General features: G+C 66.8%; 22 protein-coding genes. 13 read left to right on the top strand and 9 right to left on the bottom strand.

What is annotated here, in order from left to right; all coding sequences use genetic code 11:
- The first annotated feature begins 18 nt into the window (after window positions 1-18).
- Window positions 19-1548 carry a malonyl-CoA synthase gene (locus Q0Q36_RS15690; RefSeq protein WP_293799173.1) on the top strand — a complete coding sequence of 510 codons (1530 nt, stop codon included), beginning with the start codon at window positions 19-21 and terminating at the stop codon, window positions 1546-1548.
- A 54-nt stretch (window positions 1549-1602) separates the two neighbouring features.
- On the opposite strand, the gene Q0Q36_RS15685 is transcribed toward Q0Q36_RS15690, so the two are convergent.
- Entirely contained in the window at window positions 1603-2367 is a 765-nt protein-coding gene (locus Q0Q36_RS15685) for an MBL fold metallo-hydrolase (protein ID WP_293799172.1), read from the bottom strand.
- A 98-nt stretch (window positions 2368-2465) separates the two neighbouring features.
- Entirely contained in the window at window positions 2466-3059 is a 594-nt protein-coding gene (locus Q0Q36_RS15680; protein ID WP_293799171.1) for an NADPH-dependent FMN reductase, read from the bottom strand.
- 77 nt (window positions 3060-3136) lie between these two features.
- Here Q0Q36_RS15680 and soxR point away from each other — a divergent pair, with 77 nt between their 5' ends.
- Window positions 3137-3592 (top strand): redox-sensitive transcriptional activator SoxR, encoded by a 456-nt coding sequence (soxR, locus tag Q0Q36_RS15675; protein WP_293799170.1) that lies wholly within the window; start codon window positions 3137-3139, stop codon window positions 3590-3592.
- 4 nt (window positions 3593-3596) lie between these two features.
- Here soxR and Q0Q36_RS15670 read toward each other — a convergent pair whose 3' ends face one another.
- Window positions 3597-4397, bottom strand: coding sequence for a creatininase family protein (locus tag Q0Q36_RS15670; protein WP_293799169.1), 801 nt, complete (start codon window positions 4395-4397; stop codon window positions 3597-3599).
- 147 nt (window positions 4398-4544) lie between these two features.
- On the opposite strand from Q0Q36_RS15670, the gene Q0Q36_RS15665 reads away from it, so the two are divergent.
- The 3 genes from Q0Q36_RS15665 to Q0Q36_RS15655 are packed head-to-tail and all read left to right on the top strand — an operon-like array spanning window position 4545 to window position 7290.
- Window positions 4545-5576, top strand: coding sequence for an ABC transporter substrate-binding protein (locus tag Q0Q36_RS15665; RefSeq protein WP_293799168.1), 1032 nt, complete (start codon window positions 4545-4547; stop codon window positions 5574-5576).
- A gap of 23 nt (window positions 5577-5599) precedes the next feature.
- Window positions 5600-6418: an ABC transporter ATP-binding protein gene (locus tag Q0Q36_RS15660; protein ID WP_293799167.1), complete on the top strand. Its 819-nt coding sequence runs from the start codon at window positions 5600-5602 to the stop codon at window positions 6416-6418.
- Window positions 6419-6477: 59 nt separating this feature from the next.
- On the top strand, window positions 6478-7290 hold the full coding sequence (locus Q0Q36_RS15655) for an ABC transporter permease (protein ID WP_293799201.1): 813 nt from the start codon (window positions 6478-6480) through the stop codon (window positions 7288-7290).
- 17 nt (window positions 7291-7307) lie between these two features.
- Here the strand turns inward: Q0Q36_RS15655 and Q0Q36_RS15650 are convergent, their stop codons facing one another.
- Window positions 7308-8168 carry a hypothetical protein gene (locus Q0Q36_RS15650; protein ID WP_293799166.1) on the bottom strand — a complete coding sequence of 287 codons (861 nt, stop codon included), beginning with the start codon at window positions 8166-8168 and terminating at the stop codon, window positions 7308-7310.
- Window positions 8169-8478: 310 nt separating this feature from the next.
- On the opposite strand from Q0Q36_RS15650, the gene Q0Q36_RS15645 reads away from it, so the two are divergent.
- The 5 genes from Q0Q36_RS15645 to Q0Q36_RS15625 all read left to right on the top strand — a co-directional run bounded on the left by Q0Q36_RS15645 (window position 8479) and on the right by Q0Q36_RS15625 (window position 13144).
- Window positions 8479-9624 (top strand): ABC transporter permease, encoded by a 1146-nt coding sequence (locus tag Q0Q36_RS15645; protein ID WP_293799165.1) that lies wholly within the window; start codon window positions 8479-8481, stop codon window positions 9622-9624.
- A gap of 2 nt (window positions 9625-9626) precedes the next feature.
- Window positions 9627-10457, top strand: a complete 831-nt coding sequence (locus tag Q0Q36_RS15640) for an ABC transporter ATP-binding protein (protein WP_293799164.1) — start codon at window positions 9627-9629, stop codon at window positions 10455-10457.
- A 3-nt stretch (window positions 10458-10460) separates the two neighbouring features.
- Window positions 10461-11603 (top strand): MlaD family protein, encoded by a 1143-nt coding sequence (locus Q0Q36_RS15635; RefSeq protein WP_293799163.1) that lies wholly within the window; start codon window positions 10461-10463, stop codon window positions 11601-11603.
- Window positions 11604-11607: 4 nt separating this feature from the next.
- Entirely contained in the window at window positions 11608-12213 is a 606-nt protein-coding gene (locus tag Q0Q36_RS15630) for an ABC-type transport auxiliary lipoprotein family protein (RefSeq protein ID WP_293799162.1), read from the top strand.
- Between the two features lie 217 nt (window positions 12214-12430).
- Window positions 12431-13144 carry a DNA helicase gene (locus tag Q0Q36_RS15625; RefSeq protein WP_293799161.1) on the top strand — a complete coding sequence of 238 codons (714 nt, stop codon included), beginning with the start codon at window positions 12431-12433 and terminating at the stop codon, window positions 13142-13144.
- Window positions 13145-13374: 230 nt separating this feature from the next.
- Here Q0Q36_RS15625 and Q0Q36_RS15620 read toward each other — a convergent pair whose 3' ends face one another.
- Window positions 13375-19614: a hypothetical protein gene (locus Q0Q36_RS15620; protein WP_293799160.1), complete on the bottom strand. Its 6240-nt coding sequence runs from the start codon at window positions 19612-19614 to the stop codon at window positions 13375-13377.
- Between the two features lie 262 nt (window positions 19615-19876).
- On the opposite strand from Q0Q36_RS15620, the gene Q0Q36_RS15615 reads away from it, so the two are divergent.
- The 3 genes from Q0Q36_RS15615 (at window position 19877) to Q0Q36_RS15605 (ending at window position 21244) form a co-directional block, all read left to right on the top strand.
- Window positions 19877-20215, top strand: coding sequence for an Hpt domain-containing protein (locus tag Q0Q36_RS15615; protein ID WP_293799159.1), 339 nt, complete (start codon window positions 19877-19879; stop codon window positions 20213-20215).
- Between the two features lie 86 nt (window positions 20216-20301).
- The gene (locus Q0Q36_RS15610; RefSeq protein ID WP_265058463.1) at window positions 20302-20622 is read left to right on the top strand and encodes a 2Fe-2S iron-sulfur cluster-binding protein; all 321 of its coding nucleotides are present in this window, start codon (window positions 20302-20304) and stop codon (window positions 20620-20622) included.
- 199 nt (window positions 20623-20821) lie between these two features.
- Entirely contained in the window at window positions 20822-21244 is a 423-nt protein-coding gene (locus Q0Q36_RS15605; protein ID WP_293799158.1) for a universal stress protein, read from the top strand.
- A gap of 43 nt (window positions 21245-21287) precedes the next feature.
- On the opposite strand, the gene Q0Q36_RS15600 is transcribed toward Q0Q36_RS15605, so the two are convergent.
- The 4 genes from Q0Q36_RS15600 to Q0Q36_RS15585 form a co-directional block, all read right to left on the bottom strand.
- Window positions 21288-21944 carry a hypothetical protein gene (locus tag Q0Q36_RS15600; RefSeq protein WP_293799157.1) on the bottom strand — a complete coding sequence of 219 codons (657 nt, stop codon included), beginning with the start codon at window positions 21942-21944 and terminating at the stop codon, window positions 21288-21290.
- Between the two features lie 11 nt (window positions 21945-21955).
- The gene (locus Q0Q36_RS15595; RefSeq protein WP_293799156.1) at window positions 21956-23131 is read right to left on the bottom strand and encodes a VWA domain-containing protein; all 1176 of its coding nucleotides are present in this window, start codon (window positions 23129-23131) and stop codon (window positions 21956-21958) included.
- A gap of 86 nt (window positions 23132-23217) precedes the next feature.
- Window positions 23218-23490 (bottom strand): HU family DNA-binding protein, encoded by a 273-nt coding sequence (locus Q0Q36_RS15590; protein WP_265058467.1) that lies wholly within the window; start codon window positions 23488-23490, stop codon window positions 23218-23220.
- Window positions 23491-23814: 324 nt separating this feature from the next.
- A complete protein-coding gene (locus Q0Q36_RS15585; RefSeq protein WP_293799155.1) occupies window positions 23815-24894 on the bottom strand; it encodes a BMP family ABC transporter substrate-binding protein in 1080 nt (359 codons plus the stop codon).
- Window positions 24895-24915 lie beyond the last annotated feature (21 nt).

Raw genomic sequence — 24915 nt, 5'->3', positions numbered from 1 at the left:
CTGAAAGGACCCGAAATCATGGGCAATCATCTCTTTGACCTCATCCGCTCGCGCATGCCGGCGCCGGACGCGCCCTTCGCGCTGCTCGATGACGGCAGGCGTTTCTCCTATGGCGATATGGTCGCGGTCTCCGCGCGCTTTGCCGCTGCGCTCACCGGGCTCGGGGTCAAGCCGGGCGACCGGGTCGCCGTCCAGGTCGAGAAGAGCTTCGAGGCGCTGATGCTCTATCTCGGCACGGTCCGGGCGGGCGCGATCTTCCTGCCGCTCAACACTGCCTATACCCCGGCCGAGATCGAGTATTTCCTGGGCGACGCCGAACCCGCAGTCTTCGTCTGCGATCCTTCGAAGGCTGAGGCTCTGCGTCCCTATGCCGAGAAAGCTGGCGCCAAGCTGGAGACGCTCGGCATCGGCAATGGCAGCCTGCTCGACAAGGCCAACGTCGCCTCGGGCGACTTCACCGACGTCGCGCGCGGGCCGGACGATCTCGCCGCCATCCTCTACACCTCCGGCACGACCGGCCGCTCCAAGGGCGCGATGCTGAGCCACGACAACCTGTCGTCGAATGCGCTGGCGCTGGTCGACTACTGGCGCTTCACGAAGGGCGACGTGCTGCTGCACGCTTTGCCGATCTTCCACACCCACGGCCTCTTCGTCGCGACCAATGTGATCCTGCTGTCCGGCGCCTCGATGATCCTGCTGCCGAAATTCGATCCGGAGCAGGTCTTCAAATACCTGCCGCAGGCCACGAGCATGATGGGCGTGCCGACCTTCTATGTCCGGCTTTTGCAGGATGCCCGCCTGACCAAGGAGGCGACCAAGCATATGCGCCTGTTCGTTTCCGGCTCGGCGCCGCTGCTGGCCGAGACGCATCGCGAATGGCGCGAGAAGACCGGTCACGCCATCCTCGAGCGCTACGGCATGACCGAGACCAACATGAACACCTCGAATCCCTATGAGGGCGACCGGGTGGCGGGCACGGTCGGTTTCCCGCTGCCGGGCGTCTCGGCCCGCGTCACCGATCCCGAGACCGGCAAGGAGATCGGCCGCGACGAGATCGGCATGATCGAGGTCAAGGGCCCCAACGTCTTCAAGGGCTACTGGCGCAATCCCGAGAAGACGGCCGCTGAGTTCCGGCCGGACGGCTTCTTCATCACCGGCGATCTCGGCAAGATTGACCCAGCCGGCTACGTCCATATCGTCGGGCGCGGCAAGGACCTGATCATCACCGGCGGCTACAACGTCTATCCGAAGGAAGTCGAGACCGAGATCGACGAGATGCCGGGCGTGATCGAGAGCGCCGTCATCGGCGTGCCGCATCCCGATTTCGGCGAAGGCGTCACCGCGGTCGTGGTCTGCAAGCCTGGTGCGGAGATCACCGCAAAGGGCATCGCCACGGCGCTGGAGCAGCGTCTCGCCAAGTTCAAGCAGCCCAAGCAGGTCTTCGTCGTGGCGGAGCTGCCGCGCAACACCATGGGCAAGGTGCAGAAGAACCTGCTGCGCGAGCAGTACAAGGACATCTACGCCAAGCAGCTCAAGGCCGGCGAATAGACTGCTGCACCAGCCATGCTCGGGTTAAGCCCGAGCATGGCTGGTCAGGCTGGCTCACACCAAAGCCGGCACGCCGAGTTCGATCGTCTCGCCGTCAGTGGGGATGCGCAGGCGCCGCGTGTCGACGCCACGCTCCTTCGCTGCCTTGCGCAAAGCCGCACGGCTGACGGTGGCGTGATCCAGCGCCTCCATATGCGTCGCGATCACGGTGGCGCGCGGGAAGGCCTCGGCGAGATCGAGCGTCTGTGTGTCGTCCATCACGATCAGCGTGTCGTCCCACTTCGCCCCGCAGGAATGCGTGACGATCACATCCGGCCCCGTCGCCGTCGCGGCATCGCGCAGGGGCGGGTAGAGCACGCTGTCGCCACACCAGTAGAGCGTCGGCTCGCCCGGCGCTTCGAAGCTCAGACCCATCACCGGCCCCATCTTCTCGACGACGGCGCCAGTGCCGTGCTGGGCCGGATGCCGCTTCAGGATGATCGGCCCCAGCCGCACATAGCAGTCGATCGCCGTGATCGAGGAAAATCCTGCCTGCGCGATCGCGGCCTCGTCGCCGGGCCGGCAGATGACGGGCAGATCCTTCGGCAGGCGCTCCTTGGCGACCTCGTCGAAATGATCGGCATGGAGATGCGACACGATCACCGTGTCGACGCCCGCGATAATGTCCTCGATCGGCTCGGGCAATTCGACCATCGGGTTCTCCGAGCGCCCGGTGAAGGAGCGGCGGCTGTAGCGCGGGCCGAAATCCGGGTCGATCAGGAAGGTCCTGCCGCCATAGGTGAGCTTCAGCGTCGCGTTGCGGAGAAGTTTGAGCTTCATATCCGTCGGCTCCTCATCTGGGACGGGCATTGTTCCGCATCCCGCCACGAGGAGACCAGTTCGGATTTGTGAAGCTCTTTCCACGTTCGCGTGACGTATCACGCCGCCGCGAACTGGCCGTAGGGCACCGCCTCACGTGCCTTGCGCAGCGCGCTTGCCCACCAGTGGAGCTGCGCCAGCATCGTCGCCATCGCCTGTTCCGCCCGGTCGGCATTGAGCAGGGCCCCCTCCGCATCGAAGCGGCTCCAGACATCGGCGAAGGCGACGCCGTCGCGGATCGGCGCGGCATGCAGTTCCCCGAAGACGAGGCGGAGTTGCTCGACGGCACGCAAGCCGCCTGAGATGCCGCCATAGGAGACGAAGCCGACCGGCTTGCCGCGCCATTCCGGCCCGACCACGTCGATCAGGAATTTCAGGATTGCCGGATAGCCGCGGTTATATTCCGGCATCACCACGACGAAGCCGTCGGCCCAGCCGATGATGCTCCTGAGCTCTTCAAGCGCTGGGTGCTTGCCGCTGACATGGCGTGGCGGCAGGTCGATCTCGCCGGGATCGACGGCCGCGAGGTCGAAGGGGCCGTCGCCGACGATCTGCGAGATCGCCCAGCCGGCGACCTTGTCGCAGAAGCGGCCTTCGCGGCTGCTGCCATAGATCAGGGCGAGCCTGATCCGCGTATCGACCTTCTGGTGCATGGAAACGCTCCGGTTTGCATCACGGGAGCGCGGCTTATAAAACCTCAAGTAAGGTTAAGGTCAAGAGGCGTATTTCGATGTCCCGGCAGGCGCATTTTCCGATCGAGCTCAGCGTCGGCGATGTCGCCCGCCGCAGCGGTCTCGCCGTTTCCGCCCTGCATTTCTACGAGGCGGAAGGGCTGATCCGCAGCCATCGCACGCAGGGCAACCAGCGCCGCTATGCCCGCGAGGTGCTCCGCCGGGTCGCAATCATCAAGGTGGCGCAGCGCGCCGGCATTCCGCTGAAGACCATCCGCGAGGCTTTCAGGGCGCTGCCGCAGGAGCGCACGCCGACCGTCGCCGACTGGGCGCGGCTGTCGTCGGCCTGGAAGCAGGAGCTGGAGCGCCGCATCGACCGGCTGACGCGCTTGCGCGACCAATTGAACGGCTGCATCGGCTGCGGCTGCCTGTCGGTGCGCGATTGCCCGCTGCACAACCCGCTCGACCGTTTGGCCGAGGAGGGGCCGGGGCCGCGCCTGCTCGATCCGGAGTGAAGGCTCAGCCCGCCTTGTAAAGCGTATCGAGCGGCATCCGCGCGACATCGGCCATCAGGGCGGCGAAGCCCTGCGCCTGGAGCGCCGCCGTCGCCTTGCCCTTCGCCGCCGTCGCGAGGCTGGCGTCGCCGGCCGCGCCCGCAAGGTTCACGTCCTGCGCCATCCAGGCGAAGGCATGCGGACCGGTCGGACGCAGATGGGCATAGCCCTCTTCTGCCATCGTCACGGTATGCGGCTTGAACAGCGCGGCCTTACCCATGTCGACGAGATCCGGCCGGAAATGCAGCATCAGCGAGGTCTCGACGTCGCCGCCATGGATGCCGTGGCGGATGTCGAGCTCGCCATAGAGACCGTCCGGCAGGCCGAAGGACATCCAGGCCGTGCAGACGGCGAGCATGCCGTGATCGACGCGCAGCTCCCGCGCCACGATCTTCATCGGGTCGACATTGCCGCCATGGGAGGTGATCAGCACGAGCTTGCGCAGGCCCGCCCGTTTCACGCTCTCGCCAATCTCGATCCACGAGCGGATCGCGCTCTCCCAGCCGATCGTGACCGTGCCCGGCGAATGCAGATGCTCGTTCGACTTGCAGACCGCCTGCGTCGGCAGCACGAGCACGTCGAGATCATCAGGCACCAGCGGCATCGCCTCGGCCAGCATCCCGTTCATCACGGTGGTATCGACCGAGACGGGGAGATGCGGGCCGTGCTGCTCGATCGCCGCCAGCGGCAGCACCGTGACGGTGCGATCGGGCGAGAGCCCGGCGAAATCGGAGCTCTTCAGATCGCCCCAGAAACGTGCGGTCATGTTCAGGCCTGTCAGGAGCCGGCGTGATCGCCTTGTTTCTGTGCAGAAACCCGGCCGCGCGGCGTTGCATTGTCCCGTCGTCCTATCGCATGGGATAAGGAGACGGGCCAGTGGCTGCCCGGCTGCAGCATGAGGGGAGAGAGCGAGATGACGACGATGAAATATCGCGTGAACCGGCGTGCCGCGCTCGGGCTGATCGGCGGCTCCACCGCCTCCCTGCTGATCCCGGTGCCGGGCGCACGCGTCAACGCGCAGACGCTCGACAAGGTCAGCTACCAGACCAACTGGCGCGCCCAGACCGAGCATGGCGGCTTCTATCTCGCCGCGACCAACGGCATCTACAAGAAATACGGCCTCGACGTGGAGATCCGCCCCGGCGGCCCGCAGCAGAATCCGACCCAGCTCCTGCTCGGCGGCCGTGTCGACATGATCATGGGCAACTCGCTGGAAGCGCTCAGCTTCGCCCACGAGAACCTGCCCTTCCTCTGCATCGCCTCGATCTTCCAGAAGGATCCGCAGGTCCTGATCTCGCATCCCGGCCAGGGCAATGACACGCTCGCCGATCTCAAGGGCAAGCCGATCCTGATCGCGGCGCAGGCCCGCGTCGGCTTCTGGCCCTTCCTGAAGCTGAAGTTCGGCTTCCAGGACGAGCAGATTCGCCCCTACACCTTCAACATGGCGCCGTTCCTGGCCGACAAGAAGCTGACGCAGCAGGGTTTCCTCTCCTCCGAGCCCTTCGTCATCCGCAAGGCGGGTGTCGATCCGGTCGTGCATCTGCTCGCCGATGCCGGGTTCGAGAACTACAACACCACGATCACGCTCTCCCGGAAGATGGTCCAGGAGAAGAAGGAGGTCGTGCAGCGCTTCACCGACGCGACGCTGGAAGGCTGGGCCGAATACATGAAGGGCGGCCCCGGAAACGCCGCAGCCAACGCCCGGATCCTGAAGGACAATCCCGACATGGATCAGGAGAAGATCGATTACGCGCTCAAGGTGATGAACGAGCGCGGCATCGTCGTCTCCGGCGACGCCAAGACGCTCGGCATCGGCGCGATGACCGATGCGCGCTGGGCGAGCTTCTACAAGACGATGAGCGAGGCCGGCGTGGTTCCGGCGGGCGTCGACGTGAAGAAGGCCTACAGCCTCGATTTCGTCAACAAGGGTATCGGCAAGGGCTGAGCCGGACGAGCATTGCTGAAAAGATGACTGTGACGATGGACGAGACGAAGCCGCAATTCGCCGCGAGCACCCCGCTGGTGGCTGTCCGGCACGTCTCCAAGCAATTCGCCAACGGCACGCTTGCGGTTCGTGATGTCGATCTGGAGCTCGGGGCAGGGCAGTTCATCAGCCTGCTCGGTCCCTCTGGCTGCGGAAAGTCGACGCTCCTGCGCATGATCGCCGGCCTCGGCGCGCCGACGACCGGTTCCATCACCTGGCCGGGCGAGACCGGCGCGGCGCAGGGCCGCGCCGGCCACGGTGCGCGCGATCTCGGCTTCGTCTTCCAGGACCCGACGTTGATGCCCTGGGCGAATGCGCTCGCCAACGTCATGCTGCCGCTGAAGCTCAAGGGCGTGGCCCGGGCCGAGGCCGAGGCGCGCGCCGCCGAGATGCTGGCGCTGGTCGGCCTCAAGGGCTTCGAGAAATCCTATCCACGCGAACTCTCCGGCGGCATGAAGATGCGCGTCTCGATCGCGCGTGCGCTGGTGATGCGGCCGAAGATCCTGCTGATGGACGAACCTTTCGCGGCGCTCGACGAGATTACCCGCCATCGCCTCAACGATGACCTCCTGGCGCTGTGGGAGCGCGAGCGCTTCACCGCGGTCTTCGTCACCCATTCGGTCTTCGAGTCCGTCTACCTCTCGCAGCGTATCGTGGTGATGGCGGCGCGGCCCGGCCGGGTCATGGCCGATCTCTCGGTCGATGCCGCCTATCCACGCGACGAGCTGTTCCGGACCTCCGGCGAATACGCCCATCTCTGCCGCGTGGCCTCCACCACGCTGAAGGAGGCGATCGGCCGATGAGTGCGCCCGTCGAAACCATGCGCCCGGACGGCACCGACGCGCAGGCGCTGCCCGTCGTGATGGCCGAGGCTCGTATCCTCGGCCTACCCGCCAGTGTCTGGCCCCGCATCCTGGCGCCACTGGTCATCGGCGTCGTCGTGCTGGCGCTCTGGGAGTTCGCGGTCCGCTGGAACGACATCCCGCATTATGTGCTGCCCGGGCCGATCCTGGTCGGCCAGACGCTGGTCGCCGACTGGGGCACGCTCTCCGGCTCGCTCTGGGTCACGCTGAAGATCACCTTCATGGCGCTCGCCGCGGCGATCGTCGTCGGCGTGACGCTCGCCGTGCTGTTCAGCCAGTCAAAATGGCTGGAGATGGCGCTGCTGCCCTATGCCGTCATCCTGCAGGTCACGCCGATCGTCGCCATCGCTCCGCTGATCATCATCTGGGCCAACGATATCGACCTGTCGCTGCTGATCTGCGCCTGGATCGTCGCCTTCTTCCCGATCCTGTCGAACACGATCCTCGGTCTGAACTCGGCCGACCATAACCTCGTCAACCTGTTCGAGCTTTACGGCGCCTCGCGCTGGCAGACGATGCGCTATCTCAAGCTGCCGGCGGCGCTGCCTTATTTCCTGGCAGGCTTGAAGATTTCGGGCGGCCTCGCACTCATCGGGGCGGTCGTGGCGGAGTTCGTCGCGGGCACCGGCGGCAGCGCCTCGGGGCTGGCCTATCGCATCCTGGAAGCGGGCTACCAGCTCAAGATTCCGCGCGTCTTCGCGGCGTTGGTGATGATCTCGCTATCCGGCATCGCGATCTTCCTGGCGACCAGCCTGATCTCGTACCTGCTGCTGCATCGCTGGCACGAAAGCGCGATCCGCCGCGAGAACTGAGCGGTCGCCGCTGTCGTCTAGACGAAATAGGCGAGCTTGCGCTCGGCCGGCATCGCGTCGATTTCGCGCAACGCGGTTTCCGACTGTGGCCCAGCGAGGCGCGCGGCAGTCGGTGCAATTTCGACCGGATCGCTGAAGGCGATATCGTCGTCGAGCAGCGGGGCCGTGGCGAAGCGTGCTTCGTCTGCCGGCCGATCATTGCGCGCCAACGGTACCGGCGCATGGCCATCGGTCGCGACGTCGAGGTCGTCGTAAAGGCGTGGCGCGGTGGAAGGGGGAGGCACCATCATCGCCTCCGCGGAGGCCGCCATCGCCTCGAAGCTCACGCTGCTCTCGCGCGAGACTTCGCCGAACGCCCGCAGGCTCGAATCCAGCATCGCGATCGTGTCGGCGATCTTGTCGATACGCTGGACCACGCTGTCGACGATGCCGATCGCCGTCGAGATTTCGGAGGCATGCCGGTCGAGCGCGTCGCAGGCTTCCGCATCCGCTCCCGTCTCGCGCAGGCCCCAGGCCGTTTCCTGGATGCTTTCGGACGCGGCGAGCACGGAGCCGGCGGCCTTCTCGATCTGGGCGGCGAGGCCGGAGGAACGCGCCTCGGCCTTGCCGCTGATGCGCTCGAGATCGGTGCGCAGATCGCTGATCAGCGCGGCCGCCTCGATCAGATTGGTCTCCCGGCTGGTCTCCTGCACGCCGAGGCCGACGACCCGCTCGATCCGCTGGATGGCGCCGAGCAATTGCAGCGTGTCCGCCTGGCGATTGCGCTTGGCGTATTCGACCATGAACCAGCGGCCACGCGCCGTCTCCATCACCGCGGCTTCGATCGCCTCGTAGTCGGCCTGGCTCAGCGGTGTCAGCGAGCGGACGTCGCCCATCACGGATCTGCCTTCGAAGGACCGGCCGAATCAGGCCGGTGGTCGTGACGTTATCCTTCGAGCCTGCCTTGCGATTTCTTAAGGAATTGCTGCCTTCGCCCCGAATTGGAACAAGATCGCCCGAGAAGCCGTGGTTCCCGGGCTCTCCACCCATGCTTGCGGCGCGGCGAACATCGGCGGATCGCCCGAAACTTGCCAAGCACGCGTAGCGCGGCAATACAGGTCAAGGGGTGGAGGCAGATGCGGCCGGCGATGCGCGGCCGCACGAGGCGCAGGGCCGTTTCGGCCAGGGGAACAAGGACCTCACGGCGACATGGCGAGCCTCGATACCGCCGAACCGCAGGCGACTATCCGCGATGACGCGGGCGCGCTCGCGGTGGCGCTCTCGGGCTCGTGGAGCGCCGACCGCGCGCCCCGCATCGAAGAGCTGATCGGGGAGATCACCGAGCGCCTGCCTGCCGAGGCCGGAGCCCGGATCGACCTCTCGGACGTGACGCGGCTCGATACGCTCGGCGCCTATGTTCTCAACCGCCTGAAGGCCCGCGAGGAGAGAAAGGGCGTCGCGGTCGAGCTCGTCAGCAGCAGGCCCGAGCACGGCATCCTCCTGGCCGAGGTCCAGGTCCATGACGACGATCCGCCGAAGCCGCATCGGCATGTCGGCGTCGTCGACATTCTCGTCGATATCGGCGAGAGCGTCGTACGCTTCGGGCGCGACATGGTCGGCGGCGCCATGTTCCTCGGCGAGGTCGTGGTCGGCTCGGCCAGCGTCGTCCTCGGTCCACGCAAGTTCCGCGGGCCGTCGCTGGTCAACCAGATCGAGCTGATCGCCTTCAACGGCGCGCCGATCATCATGCTGATCTCGTTCCTCGTGGGATGCATCGTCGCCCAGCAGGGCATTTTCCAGCTGCAGCAATTCGGTGCCTCCGCCTTCGTCGTGAATCTGACCGGCATCCTGATCCTGCGCGAGCTCGCGGTGCTGCTGACCTCGATCATGATCGCGGGCCGATCGGGCTCGGCGTTCACCGCCGAGATCGGCTCGATGAAGATGCGCGAAGAGATCGATGCCCTGCGCGTGATGGGTCTCGACCCGATCGAGGTGCTGGTGGTGCCGCGCATCCTCGCGCTGATCATCTCGCTGCCGATCCTGACCTTCATCTCGGCGATGGCCGGTCTGGTCGGGGCCGGGCTCGTCGCCTGGCTCTATGGCGGCATAGGCGTCGATACGTTCCTGGCGCGCCTGCAATCGGTGATCACCTGGAAGCATTTCGCCGTCGGCCTGATCAAGGCGCCCTTCATGGCCTTCGTCATCGGTTTGATCGCCTCGATCGAGGGCCTCGCGGTCAAGGGCTCGGCGGAATCGCTCGGCCGTCAGGTCACGGCCTCGGTGGTCAAGGCGATCTTCATGGTCATCGTCGTCGACGGGCTCTTCGCCATGTTCTTCGCCTCGATCGAGTTCTGACGATGGTTTCGCAGGGCCATTCCCATCAGCATCGGACGCAGGCAGCGAGCGAGCCCGAGGCCGTCATCCGCGTGCGCGATCTCAAGGTCGCCTTCGGCGACAAGGTGATCATGGATGGACTGAATCTCGACGTGATGCGCGGCGAGATCCTCGGTTTCGTCGGTGGTTCCGGCCAGGGCAAATCGGTGCTGACGCGCACGATCCTCGGCCTCGTCCGCAAGCGGCGCGGGACCATCGAGGTCTTCGGCGAGGATGTCGACGATCTGAGTCCGCCGCAGCGCCGCGTCCTCGAACGGCGCTTCGGCGTGATGTTTCAGCAGGGTGCGCTGTTCTCGGCATTGAGCGTGAAGCAGAACATCCAGGTGCCGATGCGCGAGTATCTTCAGCTCTCGCCGGACCTGCTCGACGAACTGGCGATGGTGAAGCTCGATCTCGTCGGCTTGCCGCGCGATGCCGCCGACAAGGCGCCTTCCGAGCTCTCGGGCGGTATGATCAAGCGGGCTGCCCTGGCGCGTGCGCTGGCGCTCGATCCCGAGATCGTCTTCCTGGACGAGCCGACATCGGGCCTGGACCCGATCGGCGCCGCCGAATTCGACGATCTCATCATGACCTTGAAGCAAACTCTGGGTCTCACCGTCTTCATGGTAACCCACGATCTCGACAGCCTGTATCATGCCTGTGACCGAATCGCCGCTTTGGCGGACAAGAAGGTGATCGCGGTCGGGCCGCTGGCAACGATGCTGGCATCCGACCATCCATGGTTGAAGGCCTATTTCGGCGGGGAGCGCGCCATGGCCAGGCTGCCGGCGGGAGAGCGGGGACAGAGCCTGTAGACGATGGAATCGCGCGCCAATTACGCACTCGTCGGCCTGTTCACGCTCGCGGTCCTCGCGGCGGCCTTCGGCTTTGTCTACTGGTTCAACAGTGGCGGAGCCGGGCGCAAGGAGAGCGTCCGCATCATCTTCACCGGCACGGTGACCGGGCTCGGACGCGGATCGAGCGTGCTCTTCAACGGCCTGCGCGTCGGCGAAGTCACCAGCATCGAGCTCCAGTCGGACGATCCGCGCCGCATCTATGCCGTGGTCCAGGTCGCCAATACGACGCCGCTGCGCGAGGACACGCGCGCCCGCATCGAGGCGCAGGGGCTGGCCGGCGTGGTGGCGTTGCAGCTCATCGGCGGCGATCCCGGCGCGCCCGTCCTGAAGGCGAAACCGGGCGAGCCGATGCCGACGATCATCGCCGAGCGCTCCGAATTGCAGGACATCATCGAGACCGTGCGCAACGTGGCGCAGAGGGCCGATGGCATGCTCACCTCGCTCGACGGGCTGATCAAGCAGAACGCCACGCCGATCAACAACACGGTCCGCAACGTCGAGAAATTCTCGCAGGCGCTCGGCAACAACGCTGACGGGCTCGACAAGCTGATGGCCGGCTTCGGCAACATCGCCGAGACGATCCAGCCGCTGTCGCAGAAGCTGCAATCGCTCAGCGAGGAATTGACGGGCGTCGTCCGTTCGGTCGACCGCAACAAGGTCGCGAGCATCATCGACAATGTCGACAAGTTCACCGGAGCGCTCGGCGGCTCCAGTGCCGATGTCGCGAAGGTGGTCAAGGATGCGGCGTCCATTTCGGCCAAGCTCGACAAGGCGGCCGATCAGGTCGAGGGCGTGCTCAAGGCGGCGAAGGGCTTCCTCGAATCCGGCTCGGGCCCCGATGGCCGCAGCGCCTTCCAGGAAGTTGCGGACGCCGCCAAGTCGATCCGGACGCTCGCCGACAATCTCGACAAGCGCACGGCCGAGATCACCGCCGGCATCAGCCGCTTCACCGGGCCGGGACTGCGTGACGTCGAGACATTGGCCTCGGACGGTAGGAAGACCCTGACGGAACTCAACCGCACCTTGCGGAATTTCGAACGCAACCCGCAGCAGTTCATTTTCGGCGGCAAGCCGCCGCTCCCCCAATACAACGGATCGCGTTAGCCCCATGACGACCGAGCTTCGCCTTCCTTCGGCCCGCCTGGCGCGTCTATTCCTTCCGGTCCTGGTCGCGGCTTCGGCCGTATTGCTCGCCGGCTGCAGCGGCGGGGCGACGCCGACCACCTTCGATCTCTCGGCACCGGGGGGCTTCGGCAAGGTCGGCGGCTCGCGGGGGGCGATGGTCGTGGCCGAGCCGACGGCGGTCCAGGCGCTCGATTCCGACCGCGTCATCGTCAAGGATTCGAGCGGCGCGCTCTCCTTCGTCGGCGGCGCGCAATGGGCGGACCGGGTTCCGGCGCTGGTTCAGGCGCGCCTGATCCAGACCTTCGAGAATGCCGGCCGCGTCGGCTCGGTCGCGGGGCCAGGCCAACGCATCTCCCCCGACGTCCAGCTCAACACCAATATCCGCAGTTTCAATATCGATGCGGCGAGCGGGACGGCGGTGGTCGAGATCACCGCGCGGATCGTCGGCGACCGAACCGGCCAGATCCAGCGGGCGCGGTTGTTTGCGGCGCGCGTGCCGGCCGGCGCGGTCGACGGGCCGGGTGCCACCCAGGCGCTCGACCGGGCGCTGTCGCAAGTCCTCGTCGAGATCGTGCGCTGGGCGCGCTGAGCGCGTCTTCGCCGCGCCCATGACGTCTCGGGACAAGCACTGCCGATTCCCTTTCGGAACCGGCTGCGCTAAGTTGTGATTCTGGCTCGGCCCGAGCCTCCCCCCTCCAGCCGGGGAAGCATCATCATGCAGGGCATTTCCGACGATCCGACCGTCTGTCCGGGCATCACGCATGAGGAGGGATTGCGCCAGCTGCCTGCGATAGGAGGTTCACGTCATGGTTTTGTCGGCCCCGATCCATCAGTTGAAGCGCAAGGCCAGGCTCCTGAGCCGGACAGAGCGCATCCCGCTCCACGCCGCGCTCGATCGCATCGCGAGCGAGGAGGGTTATCGCAGCTGGAGCCTGCTCATCGCGAAGCAGCCCGGCATGACATCGGTGCGTGCACTCTGGCCGTTGCTGGAACCGGGCGATCTCGTCCTGATCGCCGGCCGGCCCGGGCAGGGCAAGACGCTGGCGGGGCTCGCGCTTCTGGCGGAAGCCATGCGGGCCGGGCGCCGGGGCATCTTTCTCACGCTCGAATACACGCCGGCGGACGTCCTCTCTCGCCTGCGCGCGATCAATATCGAGCCGGGTGACTTCGCCGGCCTGTTCGATTGCGATTGCTCCGATGCTATCAGCGCCGACTATATCGTCGCGAGATTGGCGGACGCGCCGCGCGGCACGATGGCGGTGATCGATTACCTGCAACTGCTCGACCAGCGTCGCGAGACGCCGGAACTGGCGCTGCAGGTGCGGATGTTGAAGGCCTTTGCGCGGGAGAGGGGCCTGATCCTCGTCTTCATCTCGCAAATCGACCGCGCCTACGAGGGCTCGGGCAGGCCGTTCCCGGAGATCGCGGATGTGCGCTTGCCCAACCCGCTCGACCTCTCGCAGTTCGACAAGACCTGCTTCGTGAACCGCGGCGAGGCACGCTTCCGGGCAGCGGCTTAGAGCGTGCTGATTTAGCATGGAACCACGCCGTCATTCCGGACAAGTCGCGAAGCGACGCAGATCCGGAATCGATTGTAGGGTATCGCGCTCTACGATGGATTCCGGGTCAAGCCCGGAATGAAGGCGTGGTTCCGTCTCAAATCAGCACGCTGTAGGCACGCGGCGGCCCATCAAAAGCAAAGGCCGCCCTCACGGGCGGCCTTTCTCATTTCAGCCGAGCGGCGCAGCGCTTACTCGAAGCGGCCGCTGGCATGGGCCAGCATCGTATAGACCTTGCCGGTTTCCGAGGTCAGGTAGGTCTTGGCCACCATCGAGTCCCGGTCGTCCTTGGCGGCTTCGCCGAGCAGGCGCTCGAACTCGTCGATATAGCGGTCGACCGTGTCCTTGAATTCGGGATCGCGGCGATACTTGCGACGCATCTCGTCGAAGGTCTGCTGGCCCTGCAGCGTGTAGAGCCGGCGGGTGAAGACGTTGCGCTCGCCGCGCTTGTAGCGGTCCCACAACTCGACGGCGGCGTCATGGTCGATCATCCGCGCGATATCGACGGAGAGCGAATCGAGCTTCTCGATCGAATGCGTCGTCGGCTTGCTCGGCTCCGGCTGCTTGTCCTCGCGGGAGGCGCGGGTCAGCAGGTCCGAGAGCCAGCCCGACTTGGCTGGCTGCTGCTGCGCAGCCGGCTCCGGCTGGCGGCGCGGCGTCTCCTGCACGGGTGCCGGGCGGGTCGGCGCGGTCGCGGTCTCGATCCGGACGTTCGGGCGCGAAGCAGCAGGCTGCTCGGGCTCGCTCGCCGCGGCATCGATCGACGGCCGCAGCAGCGGCTCCTCCGCGACCGGGGCGGGCTGCGGAGTCGGCGTGAACGCCTGGGCAGGCCGGGCCGGGGCCACCGGGGCAGGGGCGGCGACAGCCACAGCCGCGACAGGCCGGCGGCTGGCGACATGGTCGATCGGCATCGAGACGTCGCCGCGGCGGCCGGCCCGTGTCACGATCTCCGTGAGGTCATTCAGCGCCTTGATCTGCTCGGCGACGACCCGACGCATGGCCGAGGTCGATTCCTGCGCTTCCACCGGCAGTTCGAGCACGCCGCGCTTCAGTTCGGCGCGGGTCGCTTCCAGCTCGCGCTGGATGTCGCCGGTGATGCCGCGCATGTCCTGCGCCGCCTTCTGGAAGCGCTCGGTCACCTTGGCGATCTCGCCGCCGATCTCGGTCGAGACCTGGGCATAGGCCGCGCGCAGGGCTTCCGCCGTGCGCTCGCGCTCCTGGCCGGTGGCGGAGCGGATCGTCTCGAACTGCTGGGCGATGGCGTTCGTGGTCGATTCCGCCGAGTCGGAAAGGACTGTGCCGATCTGGCGGGCGCGTGCCTCGGCCGTGCTGAGCGAGTCGTCGATCAGCGAGGCGAAGGAGCGGGTGATCGTTTCGACATCGTCGGTCCGATTGGCGATCAGCCCATGCAGCTGCTCCAGCGCCTCGCGGCGCTCGGAGAGCGCCTTGCCGACGCGGCTTTCGATCTGCTCCAGCCGGCCGGCGACGGCGTTGAGCGCCGCGCTGCTGGCCTGGGTCACCTCGTTCAGCGAGGTGCCGCGATCGTCGAGCTGGCCGATCAGCGCCGCAGTCTCGCGCAGCGTGCCTTCCGAGAAGCTCTTCAGCTCCGCGATCTGCGCCGTGACCTGCTGCGAGGCCGAGCCGGCCTCGGTCATCACGGTGCCGATCACGTTCTGCAATTCGCCGACGCGGGTCGACAGGCTGCTCTCGACGGCGGCGAGGTTCTTGTTCGCTCCGTTGACGATCTGCTGCATTAGCTTGTTGGCTTCGCCGAGGCGCCCCAGCATGCCGCCGAGCTCTTCACGGAGCTGCTCGTTGGTGCCGACCAGGGCGTCGATCGACTGACGCGAGCCGGATTCGAGCGTCTCGCGCAGCGCGTTGGACGAGGCCTCGACCGCGTTGGTGATGGCCGCGCCACGGTCGCGCAGACCGGCGACGATGGCGTTGCCGCGGCTTTCGAGCGCGCGCACCACAGTCTCGCCGACCGAGGCGAACTCGTTGGCCAGCGCTTCGCCGCGCTCGTTCAGCGCCTCGACGGCACCGTTGCTCCTGGCGTCGAACACGGCACGCAGGGCCTCGACGCGCTCGTCGACCGCCTGGGTGAAGGTCTCGCCCTGCTGTCCGAGCGCCGCGACGAGACCGTTGCCCTTGGCGTTGAACACGGTGCGCAGGGCGTCCACACGCTCGTCGACCGCCTGGGTGAAGCTCGCGCCCTGCTCCCCGAGAGCAGCGACGAGACTATGGCCCTTGGCATCGAACACGGTGCGCAGAGTCTCCACGCGCTCGTCGAGCGACTGGGTGATCGTATCGCCCTGGCGGCCGAGCAATTCGACGAGGCCGTGGCCCTTGGCGTCGAAGGCGGCGCGCATGGCGTCCGTCCGCTCGTCCAGCGAATTGGCGATCGCCGTGCCCTGGCGCTCCAGCGCGGTGACGATGCCGGCGCCCTGGCCCTCGAAGATCGCGCGCAATTGCTCGGCGCGCTGGTCGAGCGCGCCCGAGATGGCGTCGCCACGACGGCCGAGCGCGGCAACGATGCCGAGCCCGCGATCGTCGAACAGGGTGCGCAACTGCTCGGCGCGCTCGGTGAGTGCGGCCGCGATGGCCTCGCTCTGGCCGGCGAGCGCCGAGACCATGCCGCCGCCCTGGTCGTCGAACAGGGCGCGCAGTTCCTGCGCCCGTTCGGCGAGCAGGGCAGCAATGGCTTCCGAACGGCCCTGCAGCGTGGTGGCGATTTCGTCGCCACGGGTATCGAGCGTGTGCGAGACGGTGTCGAGCCGGCCGACGACGCGTTCCTCGAAACGCGCGACGCTCTGGTCAAGCGTATCGGCGATCTGGAGGGCGCGGCCGCCCAGCGTCGCGTTGATCGTGTCGGCCTTGTCGCTGAGCGTGCGGGTAAGCGACTCGCTCTTGGAGGTGACGACCTCGCCGATCTCGTCGGCCTTGGCCGCGAGCGCCTTGGTGACCTCGCGCCCGCCTTCGGCCAGCACGCGGGCGATATCGACCGTGCGCTCGACCAGCGCCTCGTTGAGGGCGGTGGCGCGCGAGCCCAGGCTGCCGTCGATACGGGCGATCAGGCTGTCGAGCGTGCCGGCGATCTCGGCGCTCTTGGCGCCCGAACGGTCCTCGAACAGCTTGATCTGGCTCTCCATTGCTTCCGCCGCCTCGCGGGTGCGGCTGGCGAGCAGCTCGGCCGCTTCCAGCGCGCGGGAGCCGGCCTTGTCGGCCAGCACGACGCTGTCTTCGGAAATCAGCTTCTCGACCTGCGCGATGCCGGCATGGAGCGCGGCGGTGAGCTGTTGCGCATCGCCGGAGATCTTGGCGGTGAGCGTGCCGCCCTGGTTGACGATCAGGTCCTCGAAGGCGCCGAGGCGCGCGGCAAGCGCGTTCTCGACATCGCGGCCCTGGGTATCGAACAGCGCGGAGAACGCCGCCAGGCGCCCGCCGAGCGCAGCCTCGATCTCATGCCCGCGCTCGTCGAAGAGCTTGGTCAGCGCGTCGTGGCGCAGTGCCAGCGCCTCGTTCAGCGCCTGCGCACGGCCTTCGACCGAACGCAGCATGGACTCGGCGTTGGCCGAGAGCGCCTCGTTGACGCGCCCGCCCTGCTGGGTCAGCGCCATCACGATCTCGCGGCCGGTGCCGGCGAGCATGGTGCGGGCGTCCTCGGCATGGACGGTGAAGGTGTCGCGCAACCCTTGCGTCGCTTCGGCGACGCGGTCGGCAACATGGCGGCCGTCGACATTGATCGTCTCGGTAAGGGTGCGGGTCGCCTCGGTCATGCGGCGCGCCAGATCCTCGCTCTGCTCGCCGAGCAGGGTATGGACCTCGCGGCCGGTGCTGACGAGGTCGCGCACCATGGTCTCGCGCTGCTCGCCGAGCAGGGCGCCAACTTTCTCGGCCGTGTCGCCGATGCTGGCGAGGAAGCCGGTCTGCTGCTGTTCGAGGGCGCTCTTCGCCGCCTCGATGCTGCCGGTGACATGGGCAGCGAGCGTCGTGCCGCGCTCGTCGAGCTGTTGGTCGATGTTCGCGCCGGTCTCGGCGAGGCGGGTGATCAGCGCGTTCGAGCGCTCCGCCAGGATGCCGTGCACCGAGCGGCCGACATCGGCGACGCGGCTGGCCAGTGCCTGGCTCTCGTTGCCGAGCAGGTCCTTGATCTCGAGCCCGGCCTGCGAAACCTTCACGGTCATCGCGCCGGCCTGCTCCTCGAGCAGGGCGCTGACGCGCATGCCGGTCTCGGAGAGGCCGGTGATCAGGCGCTCGCTCTCGTTGCCGACGATGACGCCGACCTCCTGGCCGGCCTGCGTCAGGCGGCTGACGAGCAGCTCGCTCTCGTCGCGCAAGCGCGTCTCGACGGTGTTGACGGCGCCCGAAACGCTGGAGACCAGCGCCTCGCTGCGCTCCGACAGGAGCTTGGCGACATCGGCGCCGGCATTGGAGACGCGCGCGACCGTGGCGTCGCTGTGCTCGCCCATCAGGTTGGCGAGGGTGCGGCCGGCTTCGGCGACGCGCTCGACGACGCCGTCGCTCTGCTGGCCGACCAGGTCGGCAAGCTCGTTGCCGGCGGTGGAGACGCGGCCGACGAGCTTCTCGGCCTGCTGGTCGAGCAGGGTGTGGACGGTCTGGCCGGTTTCGTTGAGACGGTCGACGAGCTTGCTGCCCTGGTCGGTGAAGAGCCCGTTCACCTGGCCCGCGACATCGGTGATGCGGCCGGTGAGGGTGTCGCCATGTTGCGCGACGGATTCGCTGAGCGATTGGCTGGCATCGTTGACGCGCAGGATGATCGCCTCGCTGCGCTCGCGCAGCACGTCGTCGACGGTGCGGGCGGTCTCGTTGAGGCGGCTGACCAGCGTGTCGCCATGCGTGCCGATCAGGCCGTGGACGCTCTCGCCGACCTCGGTCAGGCGGTTGGCGATAGCCTCGTTCTGGCGGACGAGCAGGCTGTTGACCCCGCGTCCGACCTCGGCGAGGCGGGTGGTGACGCTCTCGCCTTCGTCGGAAAGCGCGCTACGCAGCGCTTCGCCCGACTCGGCAAGACGTGCCTGCAGGGCCTCGCTTTGGCTCTCGATCAGCGCGACCATGTTGCGGCTGCTGACCTCGAATCGCTCGGCCGCTTCCGTGCCGCGGGCCGAGATGTCGCGGGCGAGCGTCTCGCCGGTGTTCTTGAGCAGTTCGTTGACGGTCTCGACGCGGCCGGTCAGCGTCTCGGCGACCTGGTTGCCGGTCTCGCTGATGGCGCGCGTGACGTCCTGGGCGCCGGCGGTTAGGCCCTCGGTGAGGACCGCGCCGGTACGCTCCAGCGAGCTCGCGATCTCCTTGGCACGGCCGTCGAGCATGTCCGACAGGTTGCCGCTGGCGCCGGCCAGGCGCTCGGACACCTCGCCGGAGGTGATCTGCAGGCGCTCCACGAGGTCGTGGCTGCGGCCGCTGATCTCCTCGATCATCTTCTCGCCGGCGCGGCCGAGCGCCTGCGTGATCTGGTCGCCCTTGGCGCCGAGAGAGCCGGTGACGCGGTCGCCGGCCTGCGAGACCGCTTCCGCGATGGTGCGGCTGGCGCTGTCGAGGTCCTTGGCGAGCCCGTCATGGGCGCCGCTGATGGCGAGCTTGACGCGCTCGGCATTGCCGACCACGGCCTCGCGCTGGGTGACGAGCTCGTCGATCAGCGAGCGCAGACGGATCTCGTTATCGGCATAGGCGCGTTCCAGCGTCGAGATTTCGCCGCGGACGATGGTTTCCAGCTCGCCGGCGCGCGCCACGGCGCGCTCGATGCCGTCGCCCATGGCGGCGACCTCGCGTCGGATGGTTTGGCTGAGCGACAGCACGGAATCGGCGCCGGCGACCTCGGGTTCGGCCAGTCGCAGCGCGACCTCGGTCATGGCGCGCGAGATCAGGCGCATCTCCTGGGTGCGGCGATAGAGCGCCGCCAGGACGAAGAAGAACACGACCGGCGCGCCGATCGAGAGCGCGAGCAGCGTCCATTCGCCGATGCCGAAGCTGGCGACGGGCTCGGGCAGGCCGTTGCTGAACGAGCCGTAGCGGCCGAGCAGGACGAAGGCGGCGCCGCCGAGCCAGGCGAGCGAGGCGAGCGCTGCGAACCAATAGGGCTTGCGCGACGGGCGCACAGCGAAGGCCTGGACCAGCGAGCTCGAATCCCGGCGGTCGTCATTGGCGACGCGGCTGGTATCGGGCGCGATCGCGGCGCGGGGCGCGGCGGCCTGCTGCTGGGCGGGAGCGGCAGGCGCGGGCGGGGGCGAGGCCGGGGCTGGCTCGACGCGCGGCAGCTCGAGCTTCAGGTCGTTCTCGCTGGTCGCGGGCAGCCGCGGCTCGGTCTCGACCGGCGTCTCGGCGCCGTCCTTGGGCTGGTCGAGCCGAAGCGCCTCTTCGATTGCCGACATCGCAGCTTCAGTGGGGTCCTGGAGCTTCTTGGGTCGATTCATCGTTGCCGCCTCGCCACGCTACTGAACATGGGCGCGTGCGGTGATCTCCGCCGCCCCATGCCGCCTCTGGCCGGGTGAACGGAGACACTGCGCCCATCATTTACCAATTGGAAGGGTAGTGGACCCCAGGACCCTTGGAAACCCATTTGACTGCGCGATTCACAAACGTCGTTAACGCCTCGTTTACCATCAGGGCGCTTCCTGAAGGGCATGAGGCCGGCCCATGCTGCCATTTGATGACATCTGCCGAAGAGCTCCGGACATGACCGAGAAGGCCATCGATTTCGCCTATCTCTCCCGCCAAACCGCCGGCGACCACGAGCTGGAGCGTGAATTGCTCACGCTCTTCGCCCAGCAATGCGTCGTGCATCTGCGCGCGATCCATGGCGGCACCGACCGGCAGGCGCGGATGGATGCCGCCCACACCCTCAAGGGCGCGGCGCGGGCCATCGGCGCCTGGCAGGTCGCCGAGGCCGCCGACCGCATCGAGGAGGGGCTCGCCGGCCCCGAGCAGACGGCGAGCGAGACCGCGCTCGATGCCTTGGCCCTGGCCGCGGCCGAGGCGAGGGCGGCTATCGCCCGCTTCGATTGTGCTGCCTGAGCAGGCGGCTGCGGCGCGAAATCCCGTTCCGTGCCGCTTTGAAATGCTCTAAGCGGGGGCCGAAGATCGTGCCGCCGGAGTTCCCCATGCCGAACATCACCTTCATCGACGCTCATGGAGAGAGCCGCACTGTCGAGGCGGATGTCGGCTCGACCGTGATGGAGGCGGCGATCCGCAACGCGGTTCCCGGGATCGAGGCGGAATGCGGCGGCGCCTGCGCCTGCGCCACCTGCCATGTCTATGTCGACGACGCCTGGACCGCTGCGGTGGGCCATGCCGAGCCGATGGAAGAGGACATGCTCGACTTCGCCTTCGACGTTCGTCCGAACTCGCGCCTCTCCTGCCAGATCAGAGTCCGCGAGGATCTCGACGGGCTCGTCGTCCGTACGCCTCAGCGTCAGGGTTAATCCCGCACGCGGCGCTGCGCCGCATCCTGCATTTTGCGCTGGATCATGGCGCGGGTGCAGGCAAACTCCATGATGGTTGCACAACTGCGGAGATCGCCGCACGTCCTGTCGGGCGCAAGAGCGATCTAAGCATGTGTGATATCATCGGATATGCCCGAAAGCGGCGTTCGCTGTTCGGTCCGATGCCATGGAGGATGCGATGTACAGATCGATCATGGTCCCCGTAGATCTTGCCGAGGCCGAGCTCGCCAAGCCCGCGATCGCGGCAGCTGTGTCCTTCGCCAAGATTTCGGGCGGGCGCGTGCGTCTGGTCTATGTCCGCTCGCTGATCCCGGTCACCTATATGGAATTCGTGCCCGCCGACTTCGATTCCGAGCAGCAGGACGATGCCGAGGCCAAGCTCGCCGAGATCGCGGCGAAGGTCGATCTTCCAGCCGAACAGGTTTCGGCCAAGGTGCTGATCGGCTCCGTCCATGGCGAGGTCCTGGCCGAGGCGGACGCGGGCGGCATCGACCTTATCGTCATCGGTTCGCATGAGCCGGGCATGCTCGCCTATGTCATCGGCTCGAACGCCTCGGCCATCGTACGCCGGGCGAAATGCTCGGTGCTGGTCGTCCGCTGAGCCATAGATCATCGCGCGCCCGATAGGGCGCGGTAACGATGATCTATCTCTTTGTTATCGCATCGGAGTTTTCCGAAAAGTGGATTCCACTTTTCGGTCCGATGCTATAGCCGGTCCCGCCGGGGACGAGGCTATCCGGCACCTCGCCGGTCGCAAGTTCGCGCGGCCGGTTGAGGTTGACCAGCGGCCAGACCTGCCAGAACGAGGCCGCTATCAACAGGACGCCGAGCAGGCCGGCATTGGTCGCGCCCTGCTGAAAGGCGCGCAGCGTGAAGGCCGCGAGCATCAGGAGCGAGAGCGCGCCGACGGCGGCGACGCCGAGCCAGATCGGCTTCGGCCGCCCGGCGACGAAGCGGGCGCGCGGATTGGCCCGCGCGATCGCCGCCGACAGCGCCGTGACGAAGCGGTGATAGCGCGGATCGTCGCGGTCGAGATCGGTGAGCGAGCGCCAGGACAGGTTGCCGAAGGTCACGGTCCGCCCATCGCTGAGTCTGAGCTGCGTCTTGTAGCCCTTCGACGAGATATTGCCGGGCGCGTAGACGAAACGCACCTGATCGACCGCGCTGAGCCGGATGCTGTCGACGCGGCGCGTCCGGTCGACTTCCAGCGTATCGCCGTCGAGCTTGTAGGCGGTCTCGAAGCCGACCGGCTTCGGGCGCTGGCGCCAGCTCGGGGCCGGAGCGTCATCGTCTTCGTCCATGATCGTATTCGTCACCGCGCCAGAACCTTCATTGCGCCATCGAGCCCGTCGAGCGTCAGCGGGAACATGCGCCCGCCCATCAGCCCGCCGATCTGGCGGATCGACTGGGTGTAGTTCCAGAGATTCTGCTGCACCGGGTTGAGCCAGACCGATTTCGGGAATTTGGTTGCCAGCCTGTTCATCCAGACCTCGCCGGCTTCCTCGTTCCAATGCTCGACCGAGCCACCGGGCATCGCGATCTCGTAGGGGCTCATCGAGGCATCGCCGACGAAGACGAGGCGATAGTCGGACGGATAGGTCCGAAGCACGTCCCAGGTCGCGATCTGCTGGTCGTGCCGGCGGCGGTTCTCCTTCCAGACCCGCTCATAGGGGCAGTTATGGAAGTAGAAATGCTCGAAATGCTTGAACTCGGCCCGCGCCGCCGAGAACAGCTCCTCGGCCAGCTCGATATGCCAGTCCATCGAGCCGCCGACATCGAGGAAGAGCAGCACCTTCACGGCATTGCGGCGCTCGGGGCGGAGCTTCACGTCGAGATAGCCGTGGCGGGCGGTCTCGGAAATGGTGTTGTCGAGATCGAGTTCCTCGGCCGCGCCGGTGCGGGCGAAGCGGCGCAGGCGCCGCAGCGCGATCCGCATATTGCGCACGCCGAGCTCGCGCGTGTCGTCGAAATCCTTGAACTCGCGCTTGTCCCAGACCTTCACCGCCCGGAAATTGCGGTTCTTGTCCTGGCCGATGCGGATGCCTTCGGGATTGTAGCCATAGGCGCCGAAAGGCGAGGTGCCGGCGGTGCCGATCCACTTGTTGCCGCCCTGGTGCCGACCCTTCTGCTCTTCGAGGCGCTGCTTCAGCGTCTCCCAGAGCTTTTCCCAGCCCATCGCATCGATCTGGGCCTTCTCTTCATCGGTCAGGAATTTCTCGGCGAGCTTACGGAGCCATTCCTCGGGAATGCCGGCTTCCTGGATCGCCTCCTGCAGCGTCTCCATGCCTTTGAACACCTGGGCGAAGACGCGGTCGAACTTGTCGAGATGGCGCTCGTCCTTCACCAGCGTGGCGCGGGCGAGATAGTAGAACTCGTCGACGCGATGTTCGGCGAGATCGGCCTCCACTCCTTCGAGCAGCGTCAGATATTCGCGCAAGGTCACGGGGACCTTGGCGGCGCGCAGATCGGTGAAGAGGCGAAGGAACATGCCGCTAATGTGAGGGCATGGGGCGCCGGGTCAAGCAGCGTCCGTGCAACCGGGCACGAACGCCGCTCGAACCCGAACGTTGGCTGTTACGCCACCGCGTCGGCGAGGTCCTTGGTGACCTTGAACTTCACGACGGTCTTGGCAGGGACCTTGATGGTCGCGCCGGTCGACGGGTTGCGGGCCTCGCGGGCCTCGCGCTTGGCGGCGGAGAGCTTGCCGATGCCGCCGAGAGTGACGTCGTCGCCGCTCTTCAGGGTCTTGGCGACGGTCGCGCCGAGCGAGGCCAGGATGGCCGAGACATCGGCCTTGGTCTTGCCGGTCTCTTCGGCGATGGCGGCAATCAGTTCATTCTTGGTCATGAATTTCCTCCTTGAGAAGGTGGTTCAGGCGTCGCGTGCTGGATTGACGGCCGTTCATGCTCGTTTCCGACACGAGCGACCGCGACACATGGATGCCATTCGCGGCGCGCAACTCACGCAGTTGCCACGGTTACCGCGGAAAGACGATGCCCGCGGCGGTAGATACGCACAGGAAACGGCTTCGTTCCGTCCGTTTTGGGCCGATACGCGGCCAGTTGAGAACAGAAACAACTGGGTAGGGGGTATTTGACGAAACGTCATCCACCCGGATCTGCGAATCGCTGCGGCGGTGCGCTCGGGCGCCGCCGCAGCGAAAGGGGAACATCAGGCCTGGATGCCGTCGACATACCAATCCATCTTCGAGAGCATTTCGTCGGTGGCGTGTTCGCCCGCCTTGACGCGCACTTCGCCCTTCTGGTCCTTGAGCTCGCCGGTGAAGGGATGGAGCGTGCCGGCGGCGATCGCCTTGGTGACCTCGTCGGCGGCGGCGCGCGCAGCCGGGGTGACGGCATCGTTATAGGGCGCGAGCTTGACGAAGCCGTCCTTGATGCCGCCCCAGACCGCGCCGGTCTTCCAGGTCCCGTCCATGACCTCCTTGACGCGCTTGATGTAGTAGCCCGACCAGTCGTCGACGATGGCCGAGAGATGCGCCTTGGGCGCAAAGGAGCGCATGTCGGAGGCCTGGCCAAAGGCGAAGACGCCGCGTTGCTCGGCAGCCTGGAGCGGGGCGGCGGAATCGGTGTGCTGGGTGATCATGTCGGCGCCCTGGTCGATCAGCGCCTTGGCGGCGTCCGCCTCCTTGGCCGGGTCGTACCAGGTCGAGCACCAGACGACCTTGGTCTTGAAGTTCGGGTTCACCTTGCGCGCGGCGAGATGGAAGGCGTTGATGCCCATCACGACTTCCGGAATGGGGAACGAGGCGACATAGCCCGCCTGGCCGGTCTTAGACATATGGCCGGCGATGGTGCCGATCACGGCGCGGCCCTCGTAGAAACGCGCATCGTAAGTCGCAACGTTCTCGGCGCGCATATAGCCGGTCGCATGCTCGAACTTGATCTTCGGGAACTGCTTGGCGACCTGGATCGTCGGGTTCATGAAGCCGAAGGAGGTGGCGAAGATCAGCTGGTTGCCGGCCTGGGCGAGCTGGCGCAGCGCACGCGCCGCATCCGGACCCTCGGCGACGTTCTCGATGAAGCTGGTCTTGACCTTGGCGCCGTATTCCTTCTCCAGAGCGAGCCGGCCCTGGTCATGCGTCCAGCTATAGCCGTGGTCGCCGATCGGGCCGACATAGATGAAGCCGATGCCGAGCGGCGCCTGCGCCGAGGCACCCCGGCCGAGGATCGGCAGGGTGGAGGCGGCAGCCGCGCCGAAAGTCAGCCGGCGGCGGGTGATGATGCTGGTCATATCCTAAGAACTCCCCGTTGT

Source organism: uncultured Allobosea sp. (assembly GCF_945957345.1).
Taxonomy (GTDB): Bacteria; Pseudomonadota; Alphaproteobacteria; order Rhizobiales; family Beijerinckiaceae; genus Allobosea.
The sequence above is the reverse complement of the archived record's forward strand: the minus strand, read 5'-3'. Positions and strand labels throughout refer to the sequence as shown.

What these genes read in the sequence shown, in the direction of transcription:
- Q0Q36_RS15670 (WP_293799169.1), bottom strand. Translation starts at nt 4,397, where the DNA reads ATGACCGCACGTTTCTGGGGCGATCTGAAGAGCTCCGATTTCGCCGGG.
- Q0Q36_RS15610 (WP_265058463.1), top strand. Translation starts at nt 20,302, where the DNA reads ATGCCGAACATCACCTTCATCGACGCTCATGGAGAGAGCCGCACTGTC.
- Q0Q36_RS15655 (WP_293799201.1), top strand. Translation starts at nt 6,478, where the DNA reads ATGGCCGAGGCTCGTATCCTCGGCCTACCCGCCAGTGTCTGGCCCCGC.
- Q0Q36_RS15605 (WP_293799158.1), top strand. Translation starts at nt 20,822, where the DNA reads ATGTACAGATCGATCATGGTCCCCGTAGATCTTGCCGAGGCCGAGCTC.
- Q0Q36_RS15690 (WP_293799173.1), top strand. Translation starts at nt 19, where the DNA reads ATGGGCAATCATCTCTTTGACCTCATCCGCTCGCGCATGCCGGCGCCG.
- Q0Q36_RS15590 (WP_265058467.1), bottom strand. Translation starts at nt 23,490, where the DNA reads ATGACCAAGAATGAACTGATTGCCGCCATCGCCGAAGAGACCGGCAAG.
- Q0Q36_RS15640 (WP_293799164.1), top strand. Translation starts at nt 9,627, where the DNA reads ATGGTTTCGCAGGGCCATTCCCATCAGCATCGGACGCAGGCAGCGAGC.
- Q0Q36_RS15660 (WP_293799167.1), top strand. Translation starts at nt 5,600, where the DNA reads ATGACTGTGACGATGGACGAGACGAAGCCGCAATTCGCCGCGAGCACC.
- Q0Q36_RS15665 (WP_293799168.1), top strand. Translation starts at nt 4,545, where the DNA reads ATGACGACGATGAAATATCGCGTGAACCGGCGTGCCGCGCTCGGGCTG.
- soxR (WP_293799170.1), top strand. Translation starts at nt 3,137, where the DNA reads ATGTCCCGGCAGGCGCATTTTCCGATCGAGCTCAGCGTCGGCGATGTC.
- Q0Q36_RS15615 (WP_293799159.1), top strand. Translation starts at nt 19,877, where the DNA reads ATGACCGAGAAGGCCATCGATTTCGCCTATCTCTCCCGCCAAACCGCC.
- Q0Q36_RS15630 (WP_293799162.1), top strand. Translation starts at nt 11,608, where the DNA reads ATGACGACCGAGCTTCGCCTTCCTTCGGCCCGCCTGGCGCGTCTATTC.
- Q0Q36_RS15625 (WP_293799161.1), top strand. Translation starts at nt 12,431, where the DNA reads ATGGTTTTGTCGGCCCCGATCCATCAGTTGAAGCGCAAGGCCAGGCTC.
- Q0Q36_RS15645 (WP_293799165.1), top strand. Translation starts at nt 8,479, where the DNA reads ATGGCGAGCCTCGATACCGCCGAACCGCAGGCGACTATCCGCGATGAC.
- Q0Q36_RS15680 (WP_293799171.1), bottom strand. Translation starts at nt 3,059, where the DNA reads ATGCACCAGAAGGTCGATACGCGGATCAGGCTCGCCCTGATCTATGGC.
- Q0Q36_RS15685 (WP_293799172.1), bottom strand. Translation starts at nt 2,367, where the DNA reads ATGAAGCTCAAACTTCTCCGCAACGCGACGCTGAAGCTCACCTATGGC.
- Q0Q36_RS15595 (WP_293799156.1), bottom strand. Translation starts at nt 23,131, where the DNA reads ATGTTCCTTCGCCTCTTCACCGATCTGCGCGCCGCCAAGGTCCCCGTG.
- Q0Q36_RS15585 (WP_293799155.1), bottom strand. Translation starts at nt 24,894, where the DNA reads ATGACCAGCATCATCACCCGCCGCCGGCTGACTTTCGGCGCGGCTGCC.
- Q0Q36_RS15600 (WP_293799157.1), bottom strand. Translation starts at nt 21,944, where the DNA reads ATGGACGAAGACGATGACGCTCCGGCCCCGAGCTGGCGCCAGCGCCCG.
- Q0Q36_RS15635 (WP_293799163.1), top strand. Translation starts at nt 10,461, where the DNA reads ATGGAATCGCGCGCCAATTACGCACTCGTCGGCCTGTTCACGCTCGCG.
- Q0Q36_RS15620 (WP_293799160.1), bottom strand. Translation starts at nt 19,614, where the DNA reads ATGAATCGACCCAAGAAGCTCCAGGACCCCACTGAAGCTGCGATGTCG.